The sequence below is a fragment of the Dongia soli genome (genome assembly GCF_034044715.1).
In the GTDB taxonomy this organism is placed as follows: Bacteria; Pseudomonadota; Alphaproteobacteria; order Dongiales; family Dongiaceae; genus Dongia_B; species Dongia_B soli.
On the sequence record NZ_JAXCLW010000008.1, the window covers coordinates 134,261 to 152,390 of the forward strand.

The window sequence follows — 18,130 nt, forward strand, 5'->3', positions numbered from 1 at the left end:
GCACGCTTGGTAGATTACGGTGCTAACTGACGTCCTTCAAGTGGCGCCCTTCGCAAGCGTCGCGATCGCTTTCGGACGAGCCATCGCTCGATGGTACATTTGAAAATGCGGATCTTGGTACTTTCTTTTGATCGGCCGCTGCGCATCTTTGTGCTGTGGCCCAGCGACTAAGCCGATCGCCGGCGATGGAAACGGAAGGTCCCATCTTCTTGCGCTGGAAACCTGTCGCTTGGTCGAGGTCCAACCTCATCAATGCGCCGTCCGGGTGATTCCAGAAGCAACGGCGCACACAATACGCGCCAGTCAGACAGATACGGCATGCACGCCGCGTATCTTCAAAGGAGTTCGACATGGTACAGACGATCTCTGGCATTAAAATCCCTGACAGCAAGCTCGCAAAGGAAGCCGCAGAGCTTGTCCGGGGATTTCAAAGCGAGATGTTGTTCAATCATTCGGTTCGAGTTTACGTATTTGGCGCCATGAAGGGTCTTCGCCTGAAACTCAAATTCGATCCGGAACTGCTCTACGTGGCGGCTCTGTTCCACGATATGGGCCTCATCGAGGCTTATCATACTGAATCAAAACGATTCGAGGTCGATGGCGCGGACGCCGCGCGCGAATTCCTCAAAAGTCACGGTGTTCCCGAAAGCAAGTCGGATCTGGTCTGGGAAGCAATTGCGCTCCATACCACGCCCGGCATTCCAATGTATATGCGTCCGGAAATTCATCTCACCAACGCGGGCGTTTTGGTGGACGTCATTGGAATAGGCTATGATGAATACACAGCCGAGCAGCGCGATCAGGTCATCGCTGCTTTCCCGCGCGGTAACTTTAAAAACGAGTTCATCGATGTGCAGACTGAGTCTGCTCTCAAGAAACCTCAAACGACTTTCGGCACGGTGAATGCCGAATACATCGAAGCTCGCGATCCCAATTTCCGCAGGCCCAACGTTTGTGCTCGTATCCACGGCGCACCCTGGTCCAGCTAGTACGTTGCAAGGTGAGCCCGGTCTTCCAGGCGGATAACAATCTTTTCGAGTTCGAGGAATGACCGCGCCCCGGGAGCACATACGCCCTTGTCCTGCCGGGGCTCGTTACGATAGCATCAAAGCCTCATCATCTCGTGACTACTGACCACCCTCGATACTCTTTCAGATACGGCTGCCCTCGGCCTCCTCTCGGCACTAACGGTCGACACGGCGCCGCCGCAACGGCCGATCCCTGCCTGCGCTTCAGCATGCATGCAATCGTTTCAATCACCATCACGGCAGATACATGGCAAAATACGTGCTCATACATGGCGCCTGGCACACAGGCGCCGAACTCGAACCTGTGGCTTCCTTGATTCGCGCGATGGGACATGATGTCCAAACGCCTACGATCAAGGGCAATCGGCCGGGGGATGCGAAGACAACCGGCTTGGCAGAGGCGATTGAGTCGATCATCGAATATCTCGAAGAGACCGGCGCGGAGGATGTCATCCTCGTCGGGCACAGCTATGGCGGAATGGTGATTACAGGGGTGGCAGATCGCGTCCTCCACCGCATCCGGCGCTTGGTCTACTGGAACGCCTTTGTTCCAAATGACGGCGAGTCCCTCCTGGATATGGGTTTGCCCCATCAACGCGCCGCTATGGAGGCCCTCGCAGCAGAACGGAGTGATGGCTCGATCATATTGCCCTTCCCAGTCTGGCGCGAAGCTTTCATCAATGACGGTGACCTCGAGCTGGCGCAAAGAGCGTATAACGCGCTCAATCCACACCCCATGCAAACCTTCAGAGACAAGATATCGCTGTCGACCAATCCGGCCGATATGCAGGTTGGAAAGTCCTATATCAACTGTACTGAGGATATAGCGGCGCCACATAGTCATCCGTGGCACCCAAGACTTTCGGAGAAGCTCGGACTTTTCCGCCTTGTTCAGATTCCGGGCAGTCACGAAATCTGCTTCACACATCCCGACCGGATCGCGCAGGCCGTTATAGATGCCGGACGCGACTGATCAGACGTCATGCCATGCCAACAGCCGAATGACAGCAATCTGAGATGCCGGCGGCAGCCAGATCGTAGCCGCTTGGCAATTCCCGCAAACGAAAGGAATTTCCAATGAGCAAGCCTCATGTGCGATCGGACGGCAATCCGAAAGATAATCGCGAAGTCGGATCGCCTCGGCAGCGCGTTCTCATTGTAGGAGGCGGGATTGGCGGCCTCACCCTGGCATTGTCGTTGCACCAGCTGAATATTCCTTGCGCAGTCTTCGAGGCGGCTACCGATATCAAAGAGCTCGGTGTGGGAATCAATATTCTCCCGCATGCGGCGCGCGCGCTCAAGCCGCTCGGCGTTTTAGAGGAACTCGACGAGATCGCTATCCGCACGCGCAGACTGCGTTATCTGAATCATCTCGGACAAGAGATATTGAGGAGCGAGTGCGGCCTTTGGGGCGGGCACGATATGCCCCAGCTGTCGATCCATCGCGGACGGTTGCATGGTGTTCTGTGGCGGGCGGCGCAGGCAAGATTGCCGGTGGGCGCGGTGCGGACTGGTCATCGTCTGCTGAATTTTTTGCAAGACGCCGAGGGCGTGACGGCGCGCTTCACGCTGGCCGACGGAAGCCAAGTGGAGGAACCTGGTCAGATTCTGATAGGCGCCGATGGAATCCATTCGGCGGTACGAGGCCTGTTGCATCCAGAGGACGGCGGTCTCCGTTGGCAAGGCAGTCAGCTATGGCGAGGGGTCGTGGATTGGCCTGTTTTCGAGGGCGGGAATGTCATGCTGATCGCTGCCGACGGGCTGGCCAAGTTGACCATTTATCCGATCGGCGAGGGCAGGTCGCCGCGAACGCGGCTAACGAACTGGGTGATGAACGGAAAGGTGGGGGGCGGCGCGTTTCCGCCGCGTCGTGAGGATTGGTCTCGTCAAGGCAAGCTTGAAGAGGTGCTGCCATTCGCGAAGCGTCTGCGGCTGCCTTTTCTCGATCTTGAAGCGCTGATCCGAGCCACGCCGCGATTCTTTGAGTACCCCGAATGCGATCGTGATCCGCTCCCGTGGTGGACGCAAGGGCGGGTAACATTGCTGGGGGATGCGGCACATCCCATGTATCCCAGCGGCTCTAACGGGGCAGCCCAGAGCATCCTCGATGCTCGTTGCCTGGCGAAGCTCTTGTCCGCACTGCCACTAGAGGCGGCGCTTAAGGCTTACGAGGCCGAGAGACGACCAAAGACGGCCGAAGTTGTGCGCACGAATCGCCGAGGCGGGCCGGAGCGCGTCCTGAATCTGGTGGCGGAGCGGGCTCCCGAAGGGTTCACCCGTCTGGATGATGTGATCACTTCCGCAGAACTCACCGACATCGTCGGCGGCTATGCGCAATTGGTAGGACTAGCCGGCTCCAGGTAGCCCGTGGGGAGACAAAAAATGTGTCAGAACAATGTCGCGCTGCGAGATTGCGGTGGGCATGCCGATTGTCGACCATGACGGAGATAGATAATGCTTGATCTCGATCGTTTCTATGCCGATTGCCGGGACGCGGTGGCGCAGGATGACAGCCATAAAGGGGTGTCGGAAATCCTGTCCCGAGTGATGCGGACCCCGGATGCGGTGATAGCCGCGCTGGGCGAGCCGCAGCGAGCCGGGGTCACCAGCCTGTATAGCTCGCCCGGCCTGTTGATCGACAATGTGATCTGGGGTCCCTACATGACGATCATGCCGCATGATCATCGCATGTGGGCGCTCATCGGTGTCTATTCCGGGCGCGAGGACAATATTTTCTGGCGCCGCCTGCCGCCTGATGGGAGCCATGGTATCGAGGCCGCAGGCGCTGAATCCCTGTGCCGTGGTGACTGCATGCCCCTGGGGCCGGACATCATTCATTCGGTCACCAACCCGATCCCGCGCTTCACTGGCGCGATTCATATCTATGGCGGCGATCTCCTCAATCAGGAGCGCAGCGAATGGAATCCGGAAACGTTGCGGGAACATCCATTTGATGTTGAGAAAGCCAATCGCCTGTTTGAGGAGTCGAACCGGGTATACTGGCCCAGTTATTAGGGCTGCTTATCCTATCGCAAAGACCTGAACGCCAAACGGAGGTCTTTTCGTCAGGACCTCGGGCTGCTCCCAGGCAGCGCGGGGAGCGTTTTGTCGATATCGGGCGGAACCGCACCCGGCATGTTGGTATGAATACCGAGCAGCCGGGGCGCCGCTTGCACGGCCATCTGTTCAGTGACGGCATCTCCCCAGTCGCCGCCCTGCGCGACATATCGCGCGGGTAGCGAAGACGCTCCATCAGTTTCCGTCCAGGCCCGGGCAATTCGGGCGAGATCCCAGCCTAGAGCGGTGGGCTTTCCCGAGAAGCCATATCCGGGCAGGGAAGGGATGACGACGTCGAATGCGTGCGATGCCGCACCACCATGGACAGTCGATTGGCTCGGCCCCGTCCATCGGCATCAATCCTCGCAAGTCCGTACTGTTTTAGGTCTGATTCTTTTCGTTCGGCTGTGCGCCGGATTGCGGCTTGGTTCGCTTCGCCTTTTTTGCTAGGCGCTCAGCACGAAGGCGTTCACCCTTCGCGAGAAACGCAGCTTGGTCGGCTTTATATTCACGCATCGCGATGGCACCCTCGACCGCTTTCTTTTTCCGTTCGATAGCTAGACGTAGCTTTTTTGTATTGGTCACTGATTTTCTCCGATGCTGAAATTCGATCAGCGAAGCGCTACATGGTTTGGATGGTGAAGCAGCCGCTCCCACGAGCCACCGCCAGGCCCGCTTCCAGGGGCTTGCGCGATGATGTCCGGCGGAAAGATAGCCGCCGACGCGCCGACCGCTCCGGTCAACTTAAAGAAATCGGGCCGCGTCGCCAGGAATGGCGCCAATGGATCTCAGCTGTTCAGCCTGGATCCGATCGCCGAAGGCGGATCAAGGATCATCCTTCCGTTTGCCATCGCTATGAATAGCCGGAGTGCCGATCGGTCGTTATCTGCATCGGCTCGCTTCGTCAAATTCATCTCGGACTAAACCGATAGGACACGCAGAACTCGCCGAGCCCACGCCGGGCCAATGCGAAGGGCGGCCCCTCCGCCACTAATTGATCGTGACCATATTTAGTCGGCCACGGACCTCGCTGAGGAAGATGGTTTCGAGGAGATAGGTGTTCTCGATGTCGACCGGTGCAACGCCGAACCCAGCGGGCAAGTCTTTCGCTTTGGCCGCCGCAAGTTTGCGCGCTCCGATCACCGCCGGGTCATTGTCATACTGTTTCGATCCGAAGACAACGGCGAGATACTTGTCGCCGGCTTTGAGGCCTGCAAGGTAGCCTGGATCCTGGTCCATGCTGAAAGTCAAGCTCCGCTCAAGCACATCAATGCCCAGGTCTTCGCCGCAGAGTTCGATAAAAGCAGATGGCATATCATAGTATTCGTCGGCCTGCACACCAGTAAGGCCGGCAACACCATGGATGTAGTAAAACAGGAAACCCAAGACGAACGGGTTCTGCCAAAATGCATCAGGGATATCGCCATTGGAATTGATCAGATCGCGGAGCGCGTGAGCGGCGTCGGCAGCGGCGCTATGAGAAGTTTGCTTGGCCATTCCCACCAACAGGACGTCGCCGATTAGGTTCCATCTTCGGCGATCCCTCAAGCGGTTCGAGGCATTCGGTATGTCTCGTTCTCCACGCTATTCGCCGCCTTAGACACATCTGGTGAACTTTCCTGGACCTAACGCCGCCCGCCATCGCCGGTTTCATGCAATCCGGCATGCCTGGCAAATCGAGTGCATTCGTAGCGCTTTGTTCATCGAAATAGCCAAGTCTTGAGAATGATGCCCACTGCAATGACTGCCATGAGCGTGACAAGCGTTATAAAACCTACAGTCATTGGCGTATATCCTGTGATGGTGTGGGACGTTGAATAAGCATCCTGGTCGTTTCTTAAGATACGCTCGAGTTCACCCGGCTCGATTAGCACCAACTGGGCGACGGGGACGGCCAGGTTATGGGCGAAGGTGAATGAAGGTCGCCATGCGCCGATAGCCGATAAAAAACGCGCTGTCGATCTGTTCTTCGTCCGTCTTCATCTTCGCCAGGACGCTGTGGCGCGTCCACGCTGGTCAGAGCGAAGGGGAAATTGAAACATCCTCGATCAGGAGGGCTTCGTGAGCTCCTGCACGTCCGAATCCTTGCGGACAGGTCGAAATATCGCGGCATCGCAACGGCTATCATCTTGATTGCGACGGCAATCAGGAAGCAATCGGTGGAGTAAGAAGTGATAGGTGCCTGCATTCGGCATCTGGGCCGGAAGAGCTTAGCAGGCAAGCATGGCTCTCGCGTGTCGGCTCGCTGCGATGATTCGCGCGCTGCCTGTGCCTTGTAGATAAGGTTTCTGCAGAGAATAACAATAGCTTATCCCCCGGGGAGCTACAAGAAGTCGGAAATCGATCAATGACCCTTGGCCCTCAGCAACCCAACCGAGCTGCCACTCTCGGACTGCGCCATCAGCCTCCACATCGTCCAGGCTCTGTTCGCACGGCTATTCATGCTTATTCCTTGTCCCCATTGCGCTTTATAGATTCGTGGCCACATCTACAGGGCCGCGACGAATAGTAATGAGAGCACTGTCGAGAAGCGTATTGTAGGAAGGGCAATCAAGATGAGATACTTCACGCCGCCTATTGTGATTCCGGCCGCGATTTTCCTCTTCGTCTGCATTGCCGGCCTGTGGGGGCACAAATGGTGAGACCATAAAGCGCCCTAGCCCCGAAATGAGGCGGGCTATTGCGGATGAGCCGGTAGTGGGGGTGCTGGAAACCGGGGGGCCGGCGGCGATATTGCCGTCCTCGGGATATTGCTAGATTCCGACGCGAAGGCAGGGTTACGATTTTGGCCATCTGGAGCAGGCCCGTGATGGCGCACAGTTCAAATGCCGAATTACTGTCATTTTAATGAAGCACCCTTTCCTCACTGGCCGGGAATGCCATGCCCCACGAGGCGACGCGAGCTCACCCAACACGCGCAACGCTGAAAAAAATGATGGCGCCCTATCAAGGAGCGCGGATAACCAGCAGCATCTATCAATTACTAAATACATTCCCTCCTTTTGTGCTGGTCTGCACATTAATGTATGCGTCTCTCTCTTGGTCTTATTGGCTGACGCTGGCCCTCAGTATCATCGCTGCTGGACTGACAGTTCGGATATTCATCATTCAACATGACTGCGGTCACGGCTCGTTCCTACCTTCGCCTCTCGCCAATGCCGTCATTGGATATTTATGCAGCATCGTCACATTTACCCCCTATGCGAGCTGGCGCCGACAGCACGCGGGTCATCATGCCCACTGGAACAACCTTGATCGCCGCGAGACGGGGGTGGATATTTATTCGACCTGCGTGACCGTCACAGAGTACCGAAACGCCAATCGTCTTCAGCGTCTGAAATATCGCATCGTGCGGCATCCGCTCATTTCGTTAGTCGTTCTACCGCCGCTGATCTTCCTACTGCTTTATCGTGTTCCATTTGACATGCCCGCAGAATGGCGTCGTGAAAGGCGGGGGATCTATCTTGTTAACCTCGCCTTGTTTAGCGTCTTTGGTGTTCTGGGCTGGTCTCTCGGTTTCATAAATGTCCTGATGGTCCATCTCCCCATCATGATCTTCGCCGCCTTGTTTGGCGTCTGGCTATTTTCGGTGCAACACCGTTTCGAGCGCACGTTCTGGGCCTCCAAGGAGAATTGGAGTGCAACGGCAGCATCACTGCGCGGAAGTTCCTACCTCAAGCTGCCGAAAATCTTGCAGTGGTTTAGCGGCAATATTGGATTTCACCATATTCATCATCTCAATCCGATGATCCCTAATTATCGGCTGCAGGAGTGCCATGACGCGAACAGTGTCTTGCAAACGGCGCCCGTGCTGACGTTGCCCGACGCTCTGAAAGCCTGGCGCTTTGCGTTGTGGGACCAGGACGCAGAGCGAATGGTCGGATTCGGAGAGGCGGCCGGGGGAGCCTCCGCCTCTGCCACGATCGGTGAGTCTCACGGATGAAATATGGAAGATGGAAAGGAACCGCGGAGCCGCAGCGGCAATCATTCAGACCAGAGAGTCCTGAAACAAGTCGAACAAGTTGAATAGGTGACGAGGAAAAGTCATCTCAAAGCCTACAGTGGCTCAAGCTGCTCGCGGACGTGTGTCTTAATTCGCGGCGACACCGGTCGCGCAAAGACTGCACCCTATTTGCCAAACCTAGCAGTCGCACGACTAGCCGAGCCCGTGCATTTGCGAACGCCCGGGCCTGTCGCGGCAGATCGCTGTGCCGCGACGGCTTCGTCCACGTTCAGTGAGGTGCGGGGACCGGCGTATAGAGTGGACCGGCCGCGCCATAGGCGAGAATGTAATAACTCTGGCCGCAGGCGTAATAGGTAACGCCATCGACCTCTTCGATAGTTGGATTGCAAGGCAAGCCACCCGCCGGCGGTGACGCCGTCGTCGCTTGTTCGGAGGAGGATTGGGAGGGCTGTGTCGTAATCACAGCGGTTGCTGCCCCGATCGCAGCGCCCGCCACAAAGGCACCGCCGTTGCAGTTATCGGTTACGCAATCATCGTTGTCCCAATCGTCGTGGTCGTCGATGTAATCTTGCCGATCCTCCTGATTATTCGATATAGCCTCCTGCCGCTTCTCCTGATTATTCGATATCGCTTCCTGCCGCTTCTCCTGATTATTCGATATCGCCTCCTGCCGGTTTTCCTGGCTGGTTTGCGACTTTGTTTGGGCTTGCCGCGCGCCACTATTGGCCGCCTTGCTGGTCATGGGCTGTTTCGCAGTCCCATTGCCAGCCTTGCTGGTCTTGGCACCGCTTTTCTGCGCGGTATTTGCCGTCACCCGCCCCGTTTTGGCGGATGTGCCGGCCTGCTGCGGCTTGGCGCCCGATGGGGTCTTCTTGCCCGCTTTGCCGCTTATACCTGACCTTTGCGCCGAGAAATTGCCGCCTGCTGCCGGACCCTGATTCCGGAAGCCGCCGCCGCGATTACCAAAGCCACCTGCCTCGACATAGCCCGCGGCCATCAGTGCCACGGCGATCATTGCAATGAAGCACGTGACCTTCTTGATCGATGGCGCCTTCATTGCGCTTCTCCTTCCGTGCCAGATTTATCGCCAGTCCCCTTGGTCACGCGGACTTTGCTCACAAAGGGTATCTTCCTGGCGCCTTCAGACGGTACAAAGGCGAAAGTGGTCGTGTCATATTGCGGCTCGAAGTTCCAGTCGCTGAAATCGGCCCAGAATTGCGGTGCACCTGGCTCTTCCTTATAGGTCAGGATCACGCGCATGGGCACCGGGTGGTCACCATCGGCGATCCAGATCTGCAGATCCGCTGAGGCCATTCGCACGGCGATATGGTGGGTGGGAACACCCAGCGTATGGTCGAACTCCACATAGTCGATCTCCACAATCCGGCGTTTCATCTCCGCTGGAAGTTGCTGCATGAAGAGCGGCGCCAAAGGCAAACGCATCTTCAAGTCCCGCACGAAATACTTGATGTTGTCGTCCAACGGACCGTCACGGGCGATCTGGGAATAAAGCCGATTCCCATCATCGGCAACGGTCACCGTGCTGCCGTCCATGATGATGCGCTGCTTCAGGCCACTGCTGGTCTCGCTGGCAACCATCATTTGCTTCGGACGATCGATGAATGCCTTGGCCACCTGTCGAAACTCGATCTTCTGGCCGGATTCCTGGACAACATCATATCCGGCACGAATGGACATGGTGAACTTGTCCTGGCTCGCCAGGTAGTCGCACATGCCCATCAGAATCGTTCGCGCCTGTTGCTGTGACGCGGTTTCGGCCGGCGCATTCTCGGCAATCGCTCGTGACGGCAACCCAAAGAAGGCCGCCGACGTCGCCATGATAACGGCGGGCATCAAATATCTCCGAAGATACTTCCGCATCATTTCACCACCCTTTGAGTTTTGCCCCTGAAGAAATCGTCTTCAGATACCCTTCTGTCGGTGACATGCCAGTTTGATCGGCCGGAACGGATCGGGGGACGACTTGCAGGACGCGCCGTTCAGCGCCCTTCGATCCTATTGCGTTCCTAAGCTCACGCGCCAAATCCTCCGGGATGACTTGGTATGCGACAAGGTGGTCCAACTCGTTGGCCAGCTCATTAACCGCAATTGTGTCAGTAAATGCAGAGCGAGGGTGCAGTCCCCGTAGAGCAATCGGAACGCTTCATCCCTAGAGAAGCAGCCTGAAGTTGCAGGCCATTAAAACCCTTTGCCGCCGAGTCAATGCGCCGGTGGTTTCGTTACCGCATCGGTCGGCACCCGCTGAATCGGTTGTGGCGAGAATACATGCCACACAATGTCGGGGCCCAATCTCCCGATAGCCGCGCCGCTATCGACAAGGGGCAAGTGGCCGCCATGGGGTAATCCAGGCGGTAGCAACCGGTTTTCGCCGCTCGGTGGCGGTCTCTGCTCGCGTTAACCGTCGTTCTGCCGCAAGCCTTATTGAAGCTTGATAGACGCTATTCATTGGATTGCCCCAGCGCGTCAAATACCGCACGGGCTTTCGCAGCCGCCTGACACCTGCTCGGATATCATCATGGGCGGCATTTTACATGCTGCCCACATTGATCATAGTGCCCTAACAACCGGTTCCGGTCTATTTCGCAACGGGTCACTTACCGTAACGTGCCTCCAAAAGCATTCCGATTCACGGCATTCTTTCAGCATTCCAAACGACCGGTGCGGCTTCCTGTGACGGAAGAGGCGACTATGTTCCTCAACTACTTTGCGCTCGCGATGCTGATCATCGGGATATCGCTTGTCGTTTACACATTCATTTATATCCACGACATCCCTTATCAGATCGCCAAAAAACGCAACCATGAACAGGTCGAGGCCATTCATCTCGCCTGCTGGCTTAGCCTTTTCACACTCCATGCGATCTGGCCGATAGTCTTCATTTGGGCCGTGATGAAGCCAAAGCCTCTGTCAGTGAAGATCGAAGGAGATGAGAAAAGCCTAATCGAGCAACGTCTACGCACGCTCGAGGCCGAGGTCGCCCACGTGAGGGCAGCCCTGACACCGCATCAGAAAGAAATCGCCTGATGGTCGAACTGATCATTGGCACGTATGGTTTGATCTGCTGGTTGGTCTTTAAGAAATTCCGCCTGATTCCTGTTAACGCCTACACGGTATGCTCCGCGATCATGATCGGGATCGCGATGATTGGCATCCTGGGCCTGCTGCTTCTGAAGTACCAGCCAGCTTCTTCCGATGGCCGATTGTATACGGTTACAACCCCGGTTGTTCCTCAGGTAAGCGGTCAAGTGATAGCCGTACCGGTTATCGGGAATGTTCCTCTTCGAGAGGGCGACGTGTTGTTCCAGATCGACCCGGCTCCCTACAAATATGAGGTTAACCGGCTGGAAGCAAAGCTGGCGGCAGCCAATACGAACCTGAGCCAACTGGAAAAGCGGCTGCAGGCTGCCGAAGCGGCCAGAAGCCAAGCGCAAGCCGATGTATTGGCTTCTGAATCGGAATATGACCGACAGGCCCAGCAGCAGCGGGACCAGGCTGAAGCAGCTATGGGGCAGGTCTCGTCGCAACTATCTTTGGCCCGTAAGGATTACGTCCGTTACAAGGAGCTGGTCGAGAAAGGTACGATTTCGCGGCAGAAATTTGAGCAGGTCGCCGAGCAAGTCGAGCGGCTTGAAGCGCAGCTTCGAGAGGCAAAAGCCACTCTGGCTCAGGCCGAAGAGGCTATTACTGGTGGCAGCGCAAGCCTCCAGTCCGCTCGCGAGCGGCTCCGGCAGGCGCAAGCGCAGGAAGAAGAGGCCAGGCTCGAGCTTGAATCGCAAAGTGACGGCGTTAATCCTGATGTCCAACAGGTTGTCGCCGAATTAGGGCTGGCCCGCTGGCGGCTCGATGCGACAACCGTCCGAGCGCCTGCCGATGGATATGTGACCCAGTTGGCGTTGCGGCCGGGCCAGATGACGACCACGCTGCCGTTAGCCCCGGTCATGGTCTTCGTTCATGACGAGCAACCGACGCTGGTTGCGACATTCCCGCAGAACGTGATCGTCGACTTGAAGCCAGGCCTTGAAGCCGAGATCGCCTTCAAAGCCTATCCCGGCAAGATATTCAAGGCGACGGTGAGCCACTTATTGGCGACCACCGCGGAAGGTCAATTTACAACGGGTGGCCAGCTTCGCACGGCCACCGCGGCGACCGCACCGGGCCGCATACCGGTCGTATTTGATTACGGCGCCGATATCGCCGAGTTAAAGCTACCGGGGGGCGCACAGGCGACGACGGCGATCTACACCGAGCACGTTCACGTGCTTGCCATCATCCGCAAAATCATTCTCCGGATTAAAAGCTGGGAAAATTATCTGTTCCTGCCCTGATTTAGGAAGGCCCAAGCCAGCAATAGCCGAAAAAGCGGGCGTAGCGTCCAAAAGGAGAAAAGAGATGTTTCGAATTCCGATCGCGTTAGTGATGGGTCTGGTCCTCGCGGGATGCGCATCAACCGATGCCGATATTACCAAATCAAATGGAGCCAACATGCGGCTCCCCTATCCCTCTAGAATCTTGGTGTACGACTTCGCTATTTCACCATCGGAGGTATCGCCAGAGAGCGCTGCGGCAGGCGAATTGAATGGAGCTGGAGATGCGGCTGGAGAAAGCGCGGAACAGGAACGGCTAGAACGTGAGGTGGCCTCGATCGTCGCCGACGACGTCGCTCGTCGTCTGCGCGACCTAGGTCTACCGGCCACCCGTTGGCATGGTGCGCCGCCTGCTGGAACCAATCTTTATGCGATCGAAGGACAGTTCGTCACGATCGACGAAGGCAGCGCATTCAAGCGCATGATTATCGGGTTTGGATCAGGTGGCACCGAAGTCCGCGCACTCGTCCAAGCCTACTATATTTCCAGTGGTCAAAAAACCGTCGTGGGCGAAGCCGAGGTGAGTGCCGAGAGCTCTAAGAAGCCAGGCTTGGCAGCGACCATGCCGATTAGCGCTGCGCTTTCTGCTCCCGCTGCCGCGTTTGGAATTCAGACCGGCATAGGGGTCGTCTCCGAGATAAATACTGAGGTCCAAAAGGCCGCTGAAGACACGGCCGAGGCAATTGTCGAACTCCTGAAGCCCCGAATGGAGGCACGAGGATGGATTCACGGCTGAGGAACCCATGTCTACGATTGCGTCTTCACAGGCACCTTAGGAGGACCCTTCCTATCATAATGCCGATCATCTGGCTGTTGGACGTTGTGCGGAGGAAAACTTCCGGCCCACAAATGTACTTCTACGGATCAGGAGCTTAGGACTTGTCAGAAGCGACCAAACATATCGGTCGGGTTTGCAAGCTTTTCCCCGACTGGGCTGATGAAGTACTGCGTCTGGCTATGAAAAGTGAAAGTTTTCGGAGCGCTTGTGAGGATTATGGCATAGCGGTGCAAGCGTTGGGGCTTCTTACGGCGAGGAATCTTGCGCAGGACGAAAAAAAGATAGAGGAGTATCGCGTTCTCGTCGCGGAGCTGGAGAAAGAGCTGGAATGTGAGCTACTAACTTTCCGCCGGGGAGATGAGGGGTGATGATGGGGCGAGTCATGCCGAAAGGTTGGCCACAACAGCGATCGCCAGCATTGAGCAGAGCCTGTCCATTTGTCAAAAAAAGGTGCTTCTTACTCTGCATATGGCTTTTCTTGCCCTTTCACTAACAGCTTGCTCGACACTGTTTCGCAACCCCGCACCGTTGGACGTTCAGGACAATCCATCCATCGCTGGGTATGAGGGCATCCGCTACGTCCCGCTGACGACCCCCGAACCAATGCGGAAGGCCATCCGCCAGGCATATTTGGCGGAGACGCCCGAGAACTACGATACACTTCCGGACGGCACACGGCGATATAACTACCTCGCGATATCCGGTGGCGGCTCGGAAGGTTCATGACCAATCTGCTGCGACCACAGGATCTGACGAAGATCCATCAGGAAGCCGAGTTGACGGAAACCAAGAAGGCTACGGATTTTACGAAGCGCGATGAAGACGAAAAGCAATCGCTCCGCGAAATATTCATATCGCGGGAAATCCATCCTGAGGCAAAAACGCGGATAAACGCGGCGGTGCGTCGCGCTGCCGAACAAGGTATTAGACAAGTTCTGGTGATCGAATTTCCTGCGACATATTGCAATGAAAACGGGCGGCGCATCAATAATCTGGAATCCGATTGGCCCCTATCCCTCGAGGGCTTTGCCAAGAAGGCCCATGAATACTCCCTAAAGGAGTTGAAGCCGCTCGGTTTCAGGCTCACAGCCCAGGTCCTCGACTATCCTGGAAGTAAGCCAGGACGCGTAGGCGTGTTCCTGGTTTGGGATCACTGAGCGGATTTGGCGTCGGGTTCTGACCAGATGGCGTAAAAGCGCTCCTGCTACCTGAGCACGAACGAGTGCGGCAACCGGTGGCCGACCGGGGATGGATCGGTCGATTAACGTTAGCGCCTTCTGAGCGGTGAATTAGTATGGTAAGCTAAACTCTGATGTGCGTTGGGGTAATAGAAATGGCCCATCCGAACCCCGCCCCACGTTCTTCAGTCTTGATGTAAGGTGCCTCGCTTGCGGTGCCGAGTGATGCCACGGTAAAGCGATGGTGCTGCCAATCCTGCTGGCGGGAGCCAGTCGGTAATCTTAGAAATGCGCTCTTCTGTCGAACTCTATGAATTATTACGCCGGCGTTCACGCATGGCGGTCTTCGGGCTGGCCATGGGCTTCTGATCGGAAGTGGACCATGCATCCAGATCATGCCCTCGAAAATTCCAATGAACCTTGCGGCTTCGCCTCGACGGTCCCTAGCAACAAAGAAGTTAGGGAATATCTGGAGGCCCTGCTTAAACACAGCGCGCTCCAGACGTCAGAGCGAAACCGTCGATTCTTGACCTATGTCGTTGAGGAGACGTTGGAGGGCCGTGCGGATCGCATAAAGGCCTACACCATCGCGTTAGCTGCTTTTGACCGTACTGAAGACTTCGATCCGATGACGGATCCGATCGTGCGTATTGAGGCGAGCCGCCTCCGTCGCTCGTTAGAGCACTATTATCTGACTGACGGCCAGAGCGATCGGATTCGTATCGCGATACCTAAAGGATCGTATGTGGCCACTTTCCGCTATAAAGCATGTCGCTCTCAAGAAACGCCGCCTACACCTGACGCTGATATGCCTTCCATACCTCGCGTCTCACGGCCTGGACGCATATCGCGACTTCCACTTTGTTTATGTGCTCTGAGTTTGGTTATCGGCGTCGTTATTGGCTATTGCGGAATGAAATACGCTGGCTCCTTAAGCAGTCTCAGCGCCCAAGGCGTGCCATCTCTGGTCATCATTCCATTTGAAGATACCAGCGGAGATTCGAAGTACTCATTCGTCGCTCGCAGCCTCACCTACGATGTCGCACTCGCGCTAACTCAACTGCCCCAGGTAGCAATATTCGGCCTGGAACCTAATCAGACCAATATGCCTACCCATTCGGGTCTAACGTCAGATTATGCACTGGGCGGCTCCGTCCATGTTGAAGGATACAATATGCGGGTTGCTGTGTTTCTAATGGACGCACGAACCGGCCAATACTTGCGATCTTGGTACATTCAAAAAAGTCTAACCGCCGAAAACCTGATCGGCGTGCAGGCGGCCATCGCGCAACAGATTTTGGCTTCGGTGAAAAACGATTGCGCCTCCCCACTGGGTAATCTTCGGACACAGGGAGATACGGCAGTCTTTGAATGTGAGAAGCCTGCGGTAAACGTTGCAAAGCAGAACGCAAAAATTGGGCGCGCCGGAAAGCGAAGCTGAAGTTTAGTGGATGGCTGATCGTTTTCGGTTTTTCTTACCATCGACGAGATTAGGTCTTCTACTTCATGTGCGACAAAAACGGTACAGCGTCCCAGCATCATCCCAATCGGCGACTTGCTTCGACGAATTGAGGCCCGGCCGCTAAGCAGTGTGAGCGAACGTCATTGTCGAGGTACGCGCCACGCGCGCTTTCCCATTTTTTTGACCTGAAGCACAGCGATGGGTCAATGATCTGCTGCAGATCTCGGACACCATGCCGGCGAAGACTGCAGCCGTCGCTCGCAATGGCATGAGAAAGTCCGGGAGCGAACTGCTCTCGCGCAGCCTCTTGCGAGCGGAATCGTATTTCCGCGAAAGGAGACGATCCAGTTATGTCAAAAGGCGCCAAAGCAGGGTAGCGCCAGCCACGATCACCAGAGCCACGACAAAGATTTCTCGGAGAAGTGGACGTTGCCGCAGAGTAATAGAGGCGGCTTGCCGCATCTCACGTCCCGCAAAAGCAAGCACTATCAGAGTAGCGGCCGCACTCAGCAGAGAGGCCGGAGACCTCCATGGAGATCCGGCAAAAACGCTACAGAAAAGGCTGAGCATCGTGAAGGTCGCAGCGGCACCGTTCAAGATGTTGCCATCCGCTCGGGATTGGGAACCCGCCGTTGGTGCCTCGGGCGGCGTGGCGGGGAGTCGCGCAGACTGGTTCCACCAGAGTGCAGCGACAGCGCCGAAGAGGACAGTCAGCAAGGTCGCGAATTCATGGATTGACACTTCGGCTGCGGCTGGCGTGGAGGCGGTGGCGATCTCAAGCCAAACCAAGAAGCCAATTCCCGCGACCGCGGTGCCTCCCGTCAAGATATCGAAAATGTGGCCAGACTTCGCAGGCACGCTTTATCCATCCTCGATAGCCACCGAACCCTGGGTCCGCCACGCAGCCCTTTCCACAAGTTCAGCAACTTACGCAGAGCATAAGTCCACTTCTGACATCTGTATTATCTTTCCATATAATGCCGCAAAGGCGCGTTGATCCAGGTCAAACTACTGTCCGGTGTAGCGCCGCCCGGCGCTGTGCGGCAAGAATATGGGCCCGCTGGCTATGAGACTTCTCCATGACGGACTCTATGCCTGGTTCCGATCTTGCCAGGGAGAGAGCGCTTCGATGGGTTCATAGCCGCAGTCATCAAGCAACTCTCTCGACAATTCGGACTAAAAACTCGTCCTCGACGACTAAGACTTTCTTGCGCTTTGCTCCGCTCATGGTTGGGCTCGTCTGTGCGATTGCTTGGCCACAGTAAGGTGTCTCTCGTCCAAAGGTTCCTTTTGGGGCTATTGAATTAAGTGGCTCTGGGTTAGCGGTGTAAGGGCAAGAAGATCGCCGGATCACCACCCGCATGGGTAATGAGGATCTGCTTGCCATCCATCGACACGCTGCAAAGCAATCGCCGCAATGATGATGGCGATAAGAAATCATCGAATGGAAGATTGAATCATGAGCATGTTCATGTCCCAACGTGTCGGCGCCGCGTCTGAAGCGCCAGATGCTGTTCGCCTAATCTAGTCTCACTTTCTTTTGGCTTCACTCCTCGGTGCAATGACCTTGAAACGGCGATCGGCTTGGAACTCTTTTTGGATATATTAGTTGATGTCGGTTAAACCCATTGAGAGGGGCTCTATGGAGCGATTTGAACCTCCCGGTCGGGGGTGGCCGAACGCAATGTGTTGCAGGACATCAGCTTGATCTAGGGTTGGGCTATTACAGCGGACAATATCTCGAGGCGCTACGTGAAGCCGGCACGACCATTCGCATTCTGGTCCTCGGGCTTGCTTTAATTGCGCCTGACGTTCCGATCCAAACGGCCAAAGAAACGTTTGCCTCAATCATGTCCTGGATGCCTTGCAAGTTAGTCCAGCGGTAAAGGCCGCGCTGGGCGACCGCACTCAATAAACATCGGTGCACCCTAGGCGGTCGTGAGGGGCACTGAAAACTCTGATAGGCCGGCAAAGCGCCCTTTTTTTACTGATTCCTGGAGCACATTATGAAGCCTTTATCAAAAATAGACATGGGCGAAGTTACTCGCTTGACCCGAGAAGGAAAGCTGCAGGAAGCGATGGCACTTCTGCGGCGAGAAGCGCCGCTACCATCCCACTCCGTTCTAAGGAGTAAAACATCGCCAGAAGCGGCACCTGGGATGTCATCCGTTATCGATCTGGTTCCTCAGCCATCTTCGGCAGGGGACGTCTGGGCGTCGCCCGAACCTCGGCAGAACTCGCAAGCGCCTCGTCCAACCGGTTTTAGCGGGATAGGTAC

At 56.2% G+C, this 18,130-nt stretch carries 17 protein-coding genes; 13 read left to right on the forward strand and 4 right to left on the reverse strand.

What is annotated here, in order from left to right; translation table 11 throughout:
• Window positions 1-350: 350 nt before the first annotated feature.
• The 4 genes from SMD27_RS20730 to SMD27_RS20745 all read left to right on the forward strand — a co-directional run bounded on the left by SMD27_RS20730 (window position 351) and on the right by SMD27_RS20745 (window position 4,043).
• Window positions 351-989, forward strand: coding sequence for an HD domain-containing protein (locus SMD27_RS20730; protein ID WP_320510353.1), 639 nt, complete (start codon window positions 351-353; stop codon window positions 987-989).
• 286 nt (window positions 990-1,275) lie between these two features.
• Window positions 1,276-2,001, forward strand: a complete 726-nt coding sequence (locus SMD27_RS20735) for an alpha/beta hydrolase (protein WP_320510354.1) — start codon at window positions 1,276-1,278, stop codon at window positions 1,999-2,001.
• 104 nt (window positions 2,002-2,105) lie between these two features.
• Window positions 2,106-3,392 (forward strand): flavin-dependent oxidoreductase, encoded by a 1,287-nt coding sequence (locus SMD27_RS20740; RefSeq protein ID WP_320510355.1) that lies wholly within the window; start codon window positions 2,106-2,108, stop codon window positions 3,390-3,392.
• 90 nt (window positions 3,393-3,482) lie between these two features.
• The gene (locus SMD27_RS20745) at window positions 3,483-4,043 is read left to right on the forward strand and encodes a hypothetical protein (RefSeq protein WP_320510356.1); all 561 of its coding nucleotides are present in this window, start codon (window positions 3,483-3,485) and stop codon (window positions 4,041-4,043) included.
• Between the two features lie 423 nt (window positions 4,044-4,466).
• Here SMD27_RS20745 and SMD27_RS20750 read toward each other — a convergent pair whose 3' ends face one another.
• Window positions 4,467-4,670, reverse strand: coding sequence for a hypothetical protein (locus SMD27_RS20750; RefSeq protein WP_320510357.1), 204 nt, complete (start codon window positions 4,668-4,670; stop codon window positions 4,467-4,469).
• A 108-nt stretch (window positions 4,671-4,778) separates the two neighbouring features.
• Here SMD27_RS20750 and SMD27_RS20755 point away from each other — a divergent pair, with 108 nt between their 5' ends.
• Entirely contained in the window at window positions 4,779-5,009 is a 231-nt protein-coding gene (locus SMD27_RS20755) for a hypothetical protein (protein WP_320510358.1), read from the forward strand.
• Window positions 5,010-5,075: 66 nt separating this feature from the next.
• Here the strand turns inward: SMD27_RS20755 and SMD27_RS20760 are convergent, their stop codons facing one another.
• Entirely contained in the window at window positions 5,076-5,582 is a 507-nt protein-coding gene (locus SMD27_RS20760) for a hypothetical protein (protein ID WP_320510359.1), read from the reverse strand.
• A gap of 1,384 nt (window positions 5,583-6,966) precedes the next feature.
• On the opposite strand from SMD27_RS20760, the gene SMD27_RS20765 reads away from it, so the two are divergent.
• Entirely contained in the window at window positions 6,967-8,028 is a 1,062-nt protein-coding gene (locus SMD27_RS20765) for a fatty acid desaturase family protein (protein ID WP_320510360.1), read from the forward strand.
• Window positions 8,029-8,317: 289 nt separating this feature from the next.
• Here the strand turns inward: SMD27_RS20765 and SMD27_RS20770 are convergent, their stop codons facing one another.
• Together SMD27_RS20770 and SMD27_RS20775 are read right to left on the reverse strand one after the other, a co-directional pair.
• Window positions 8,318-9,106, reverse strand: a complete 789-nt coding sequence (locus SMD27_RS20770; protein ID WP_320510361.1) for a hypothetical protein — start codon at window positions 9,104-9,106, stop codon at window positions 8,318-8,320.
• Entirely contained in the window at window positions 9,103-9,903 is an 801-nt protein-coding gene (locus SMD27_RS20775; RefSeq protein ID WP_320510362.1) for a DUF2092 domain-containing protein, read from the reverse strand. Before SMD27_RS20775 ends, SMD27_RS20770 begins: the two co-directional genes overlap by 4 nt.
• An 855-nt stretch (window positions 9,904-10,758) precedes the next feature.
• On the opposite strand from SMD27_RS20775, the gene SMD27_RS20780 reads away from it, so the two are divergent.
• From SMD27_RS20780 to SMD27_RS24245, 7 genes are all read left to right on the forward strand, one after another.
• Window positions 10,759-11,094 (forward strand): DUF3302 domain-containing protein, encoded by a 336-nt coding sequence (locus SMD27_RS20780; RefSeq protein ID WP_320510363.1) that lies wholly within the window; start codon window positions 10,759-10,761, stop codon window positions 11,092-11,094.
• Complete coding sequence (locus SMD27_RS20785; protein ID WP_320510364.1) at window positions 11,094-12,395, forward strand: HlyD family secretion protein; 1,302 nt, start codon at window positions 11,094-11,096, stop codon at window positions 12,393-12,395. The genes SMD27_RS20780 and SMD27_RS20785 overlap by 1 nt, the downstream gene beginning before the upstream one ends.
• Window positions 12,396-12,459: 64 nt before the next feature.
• Window positions 12,460-13,170 carry a DUF4410 domain-containing protein gene (locus SMD27_RS20790; protein WP_320510365.1) on the forward strand — a complete coding sequence of 237 codons (711 nt, stop codon included), beginning with the start codon at window positions 12,460-12,462 and terminating at the stop codon, window positions 13,168-13,170.
• A gap of 143 nt (window positions 13,171-13,313) precedes the next feature.
• Window positions 13,314-13,580 carry a hypothetical protein gene (locus tag SMD27_RS20795; protein ID WP_320510366.1) on the forward strand — a complete coding sequence of 89 codons (267 nt, stop codon included), beginning with the start codon at window positions 13,314-13,316 and terminating at the stop codon, window positions 13,578-13,580.
• 354 nt (window positions 13,581-13,934) lie between these two features.
• On the forward strand, window positions 13,935-14,369 hold the full coding sequence (locus SMD27_RS20800) for a hypothetical protein (RefSeq protein ID WP_320510367.1): 435 nt from the start codon (window positions 13,935-13,937) through the stop codon (window positions 14,367-14,369).
• Window positions 14,370-14,772: 403 nt separating this feature from the next.
• Complete coding sequence (locus SMD27_RS20805) at window positions 14,773-15,831, forward strand: hypothetical protein (protein WP_320510368.1); 1,059 nt, start codon at window positions 14,773-14,775, stop codon at window positions 15,829-15,831.
• A 1,673-nt stretch (window positions 15,832-17,504) separates the two neighbouring features.
• Window positions 17,505-17,738: a hypothetical protein gene (locus tag SMD27_RS24245; RefSeq protein ID WP_407651942.1), complete on the forward strand. Its 234-nt coding sequence runs from the start codon at window positions 17,505-17,507 to the stop codon at window positions 17,736-17,738.
• Window positions 17,739-18,130 lie beyond the last annotated feature (392 nt).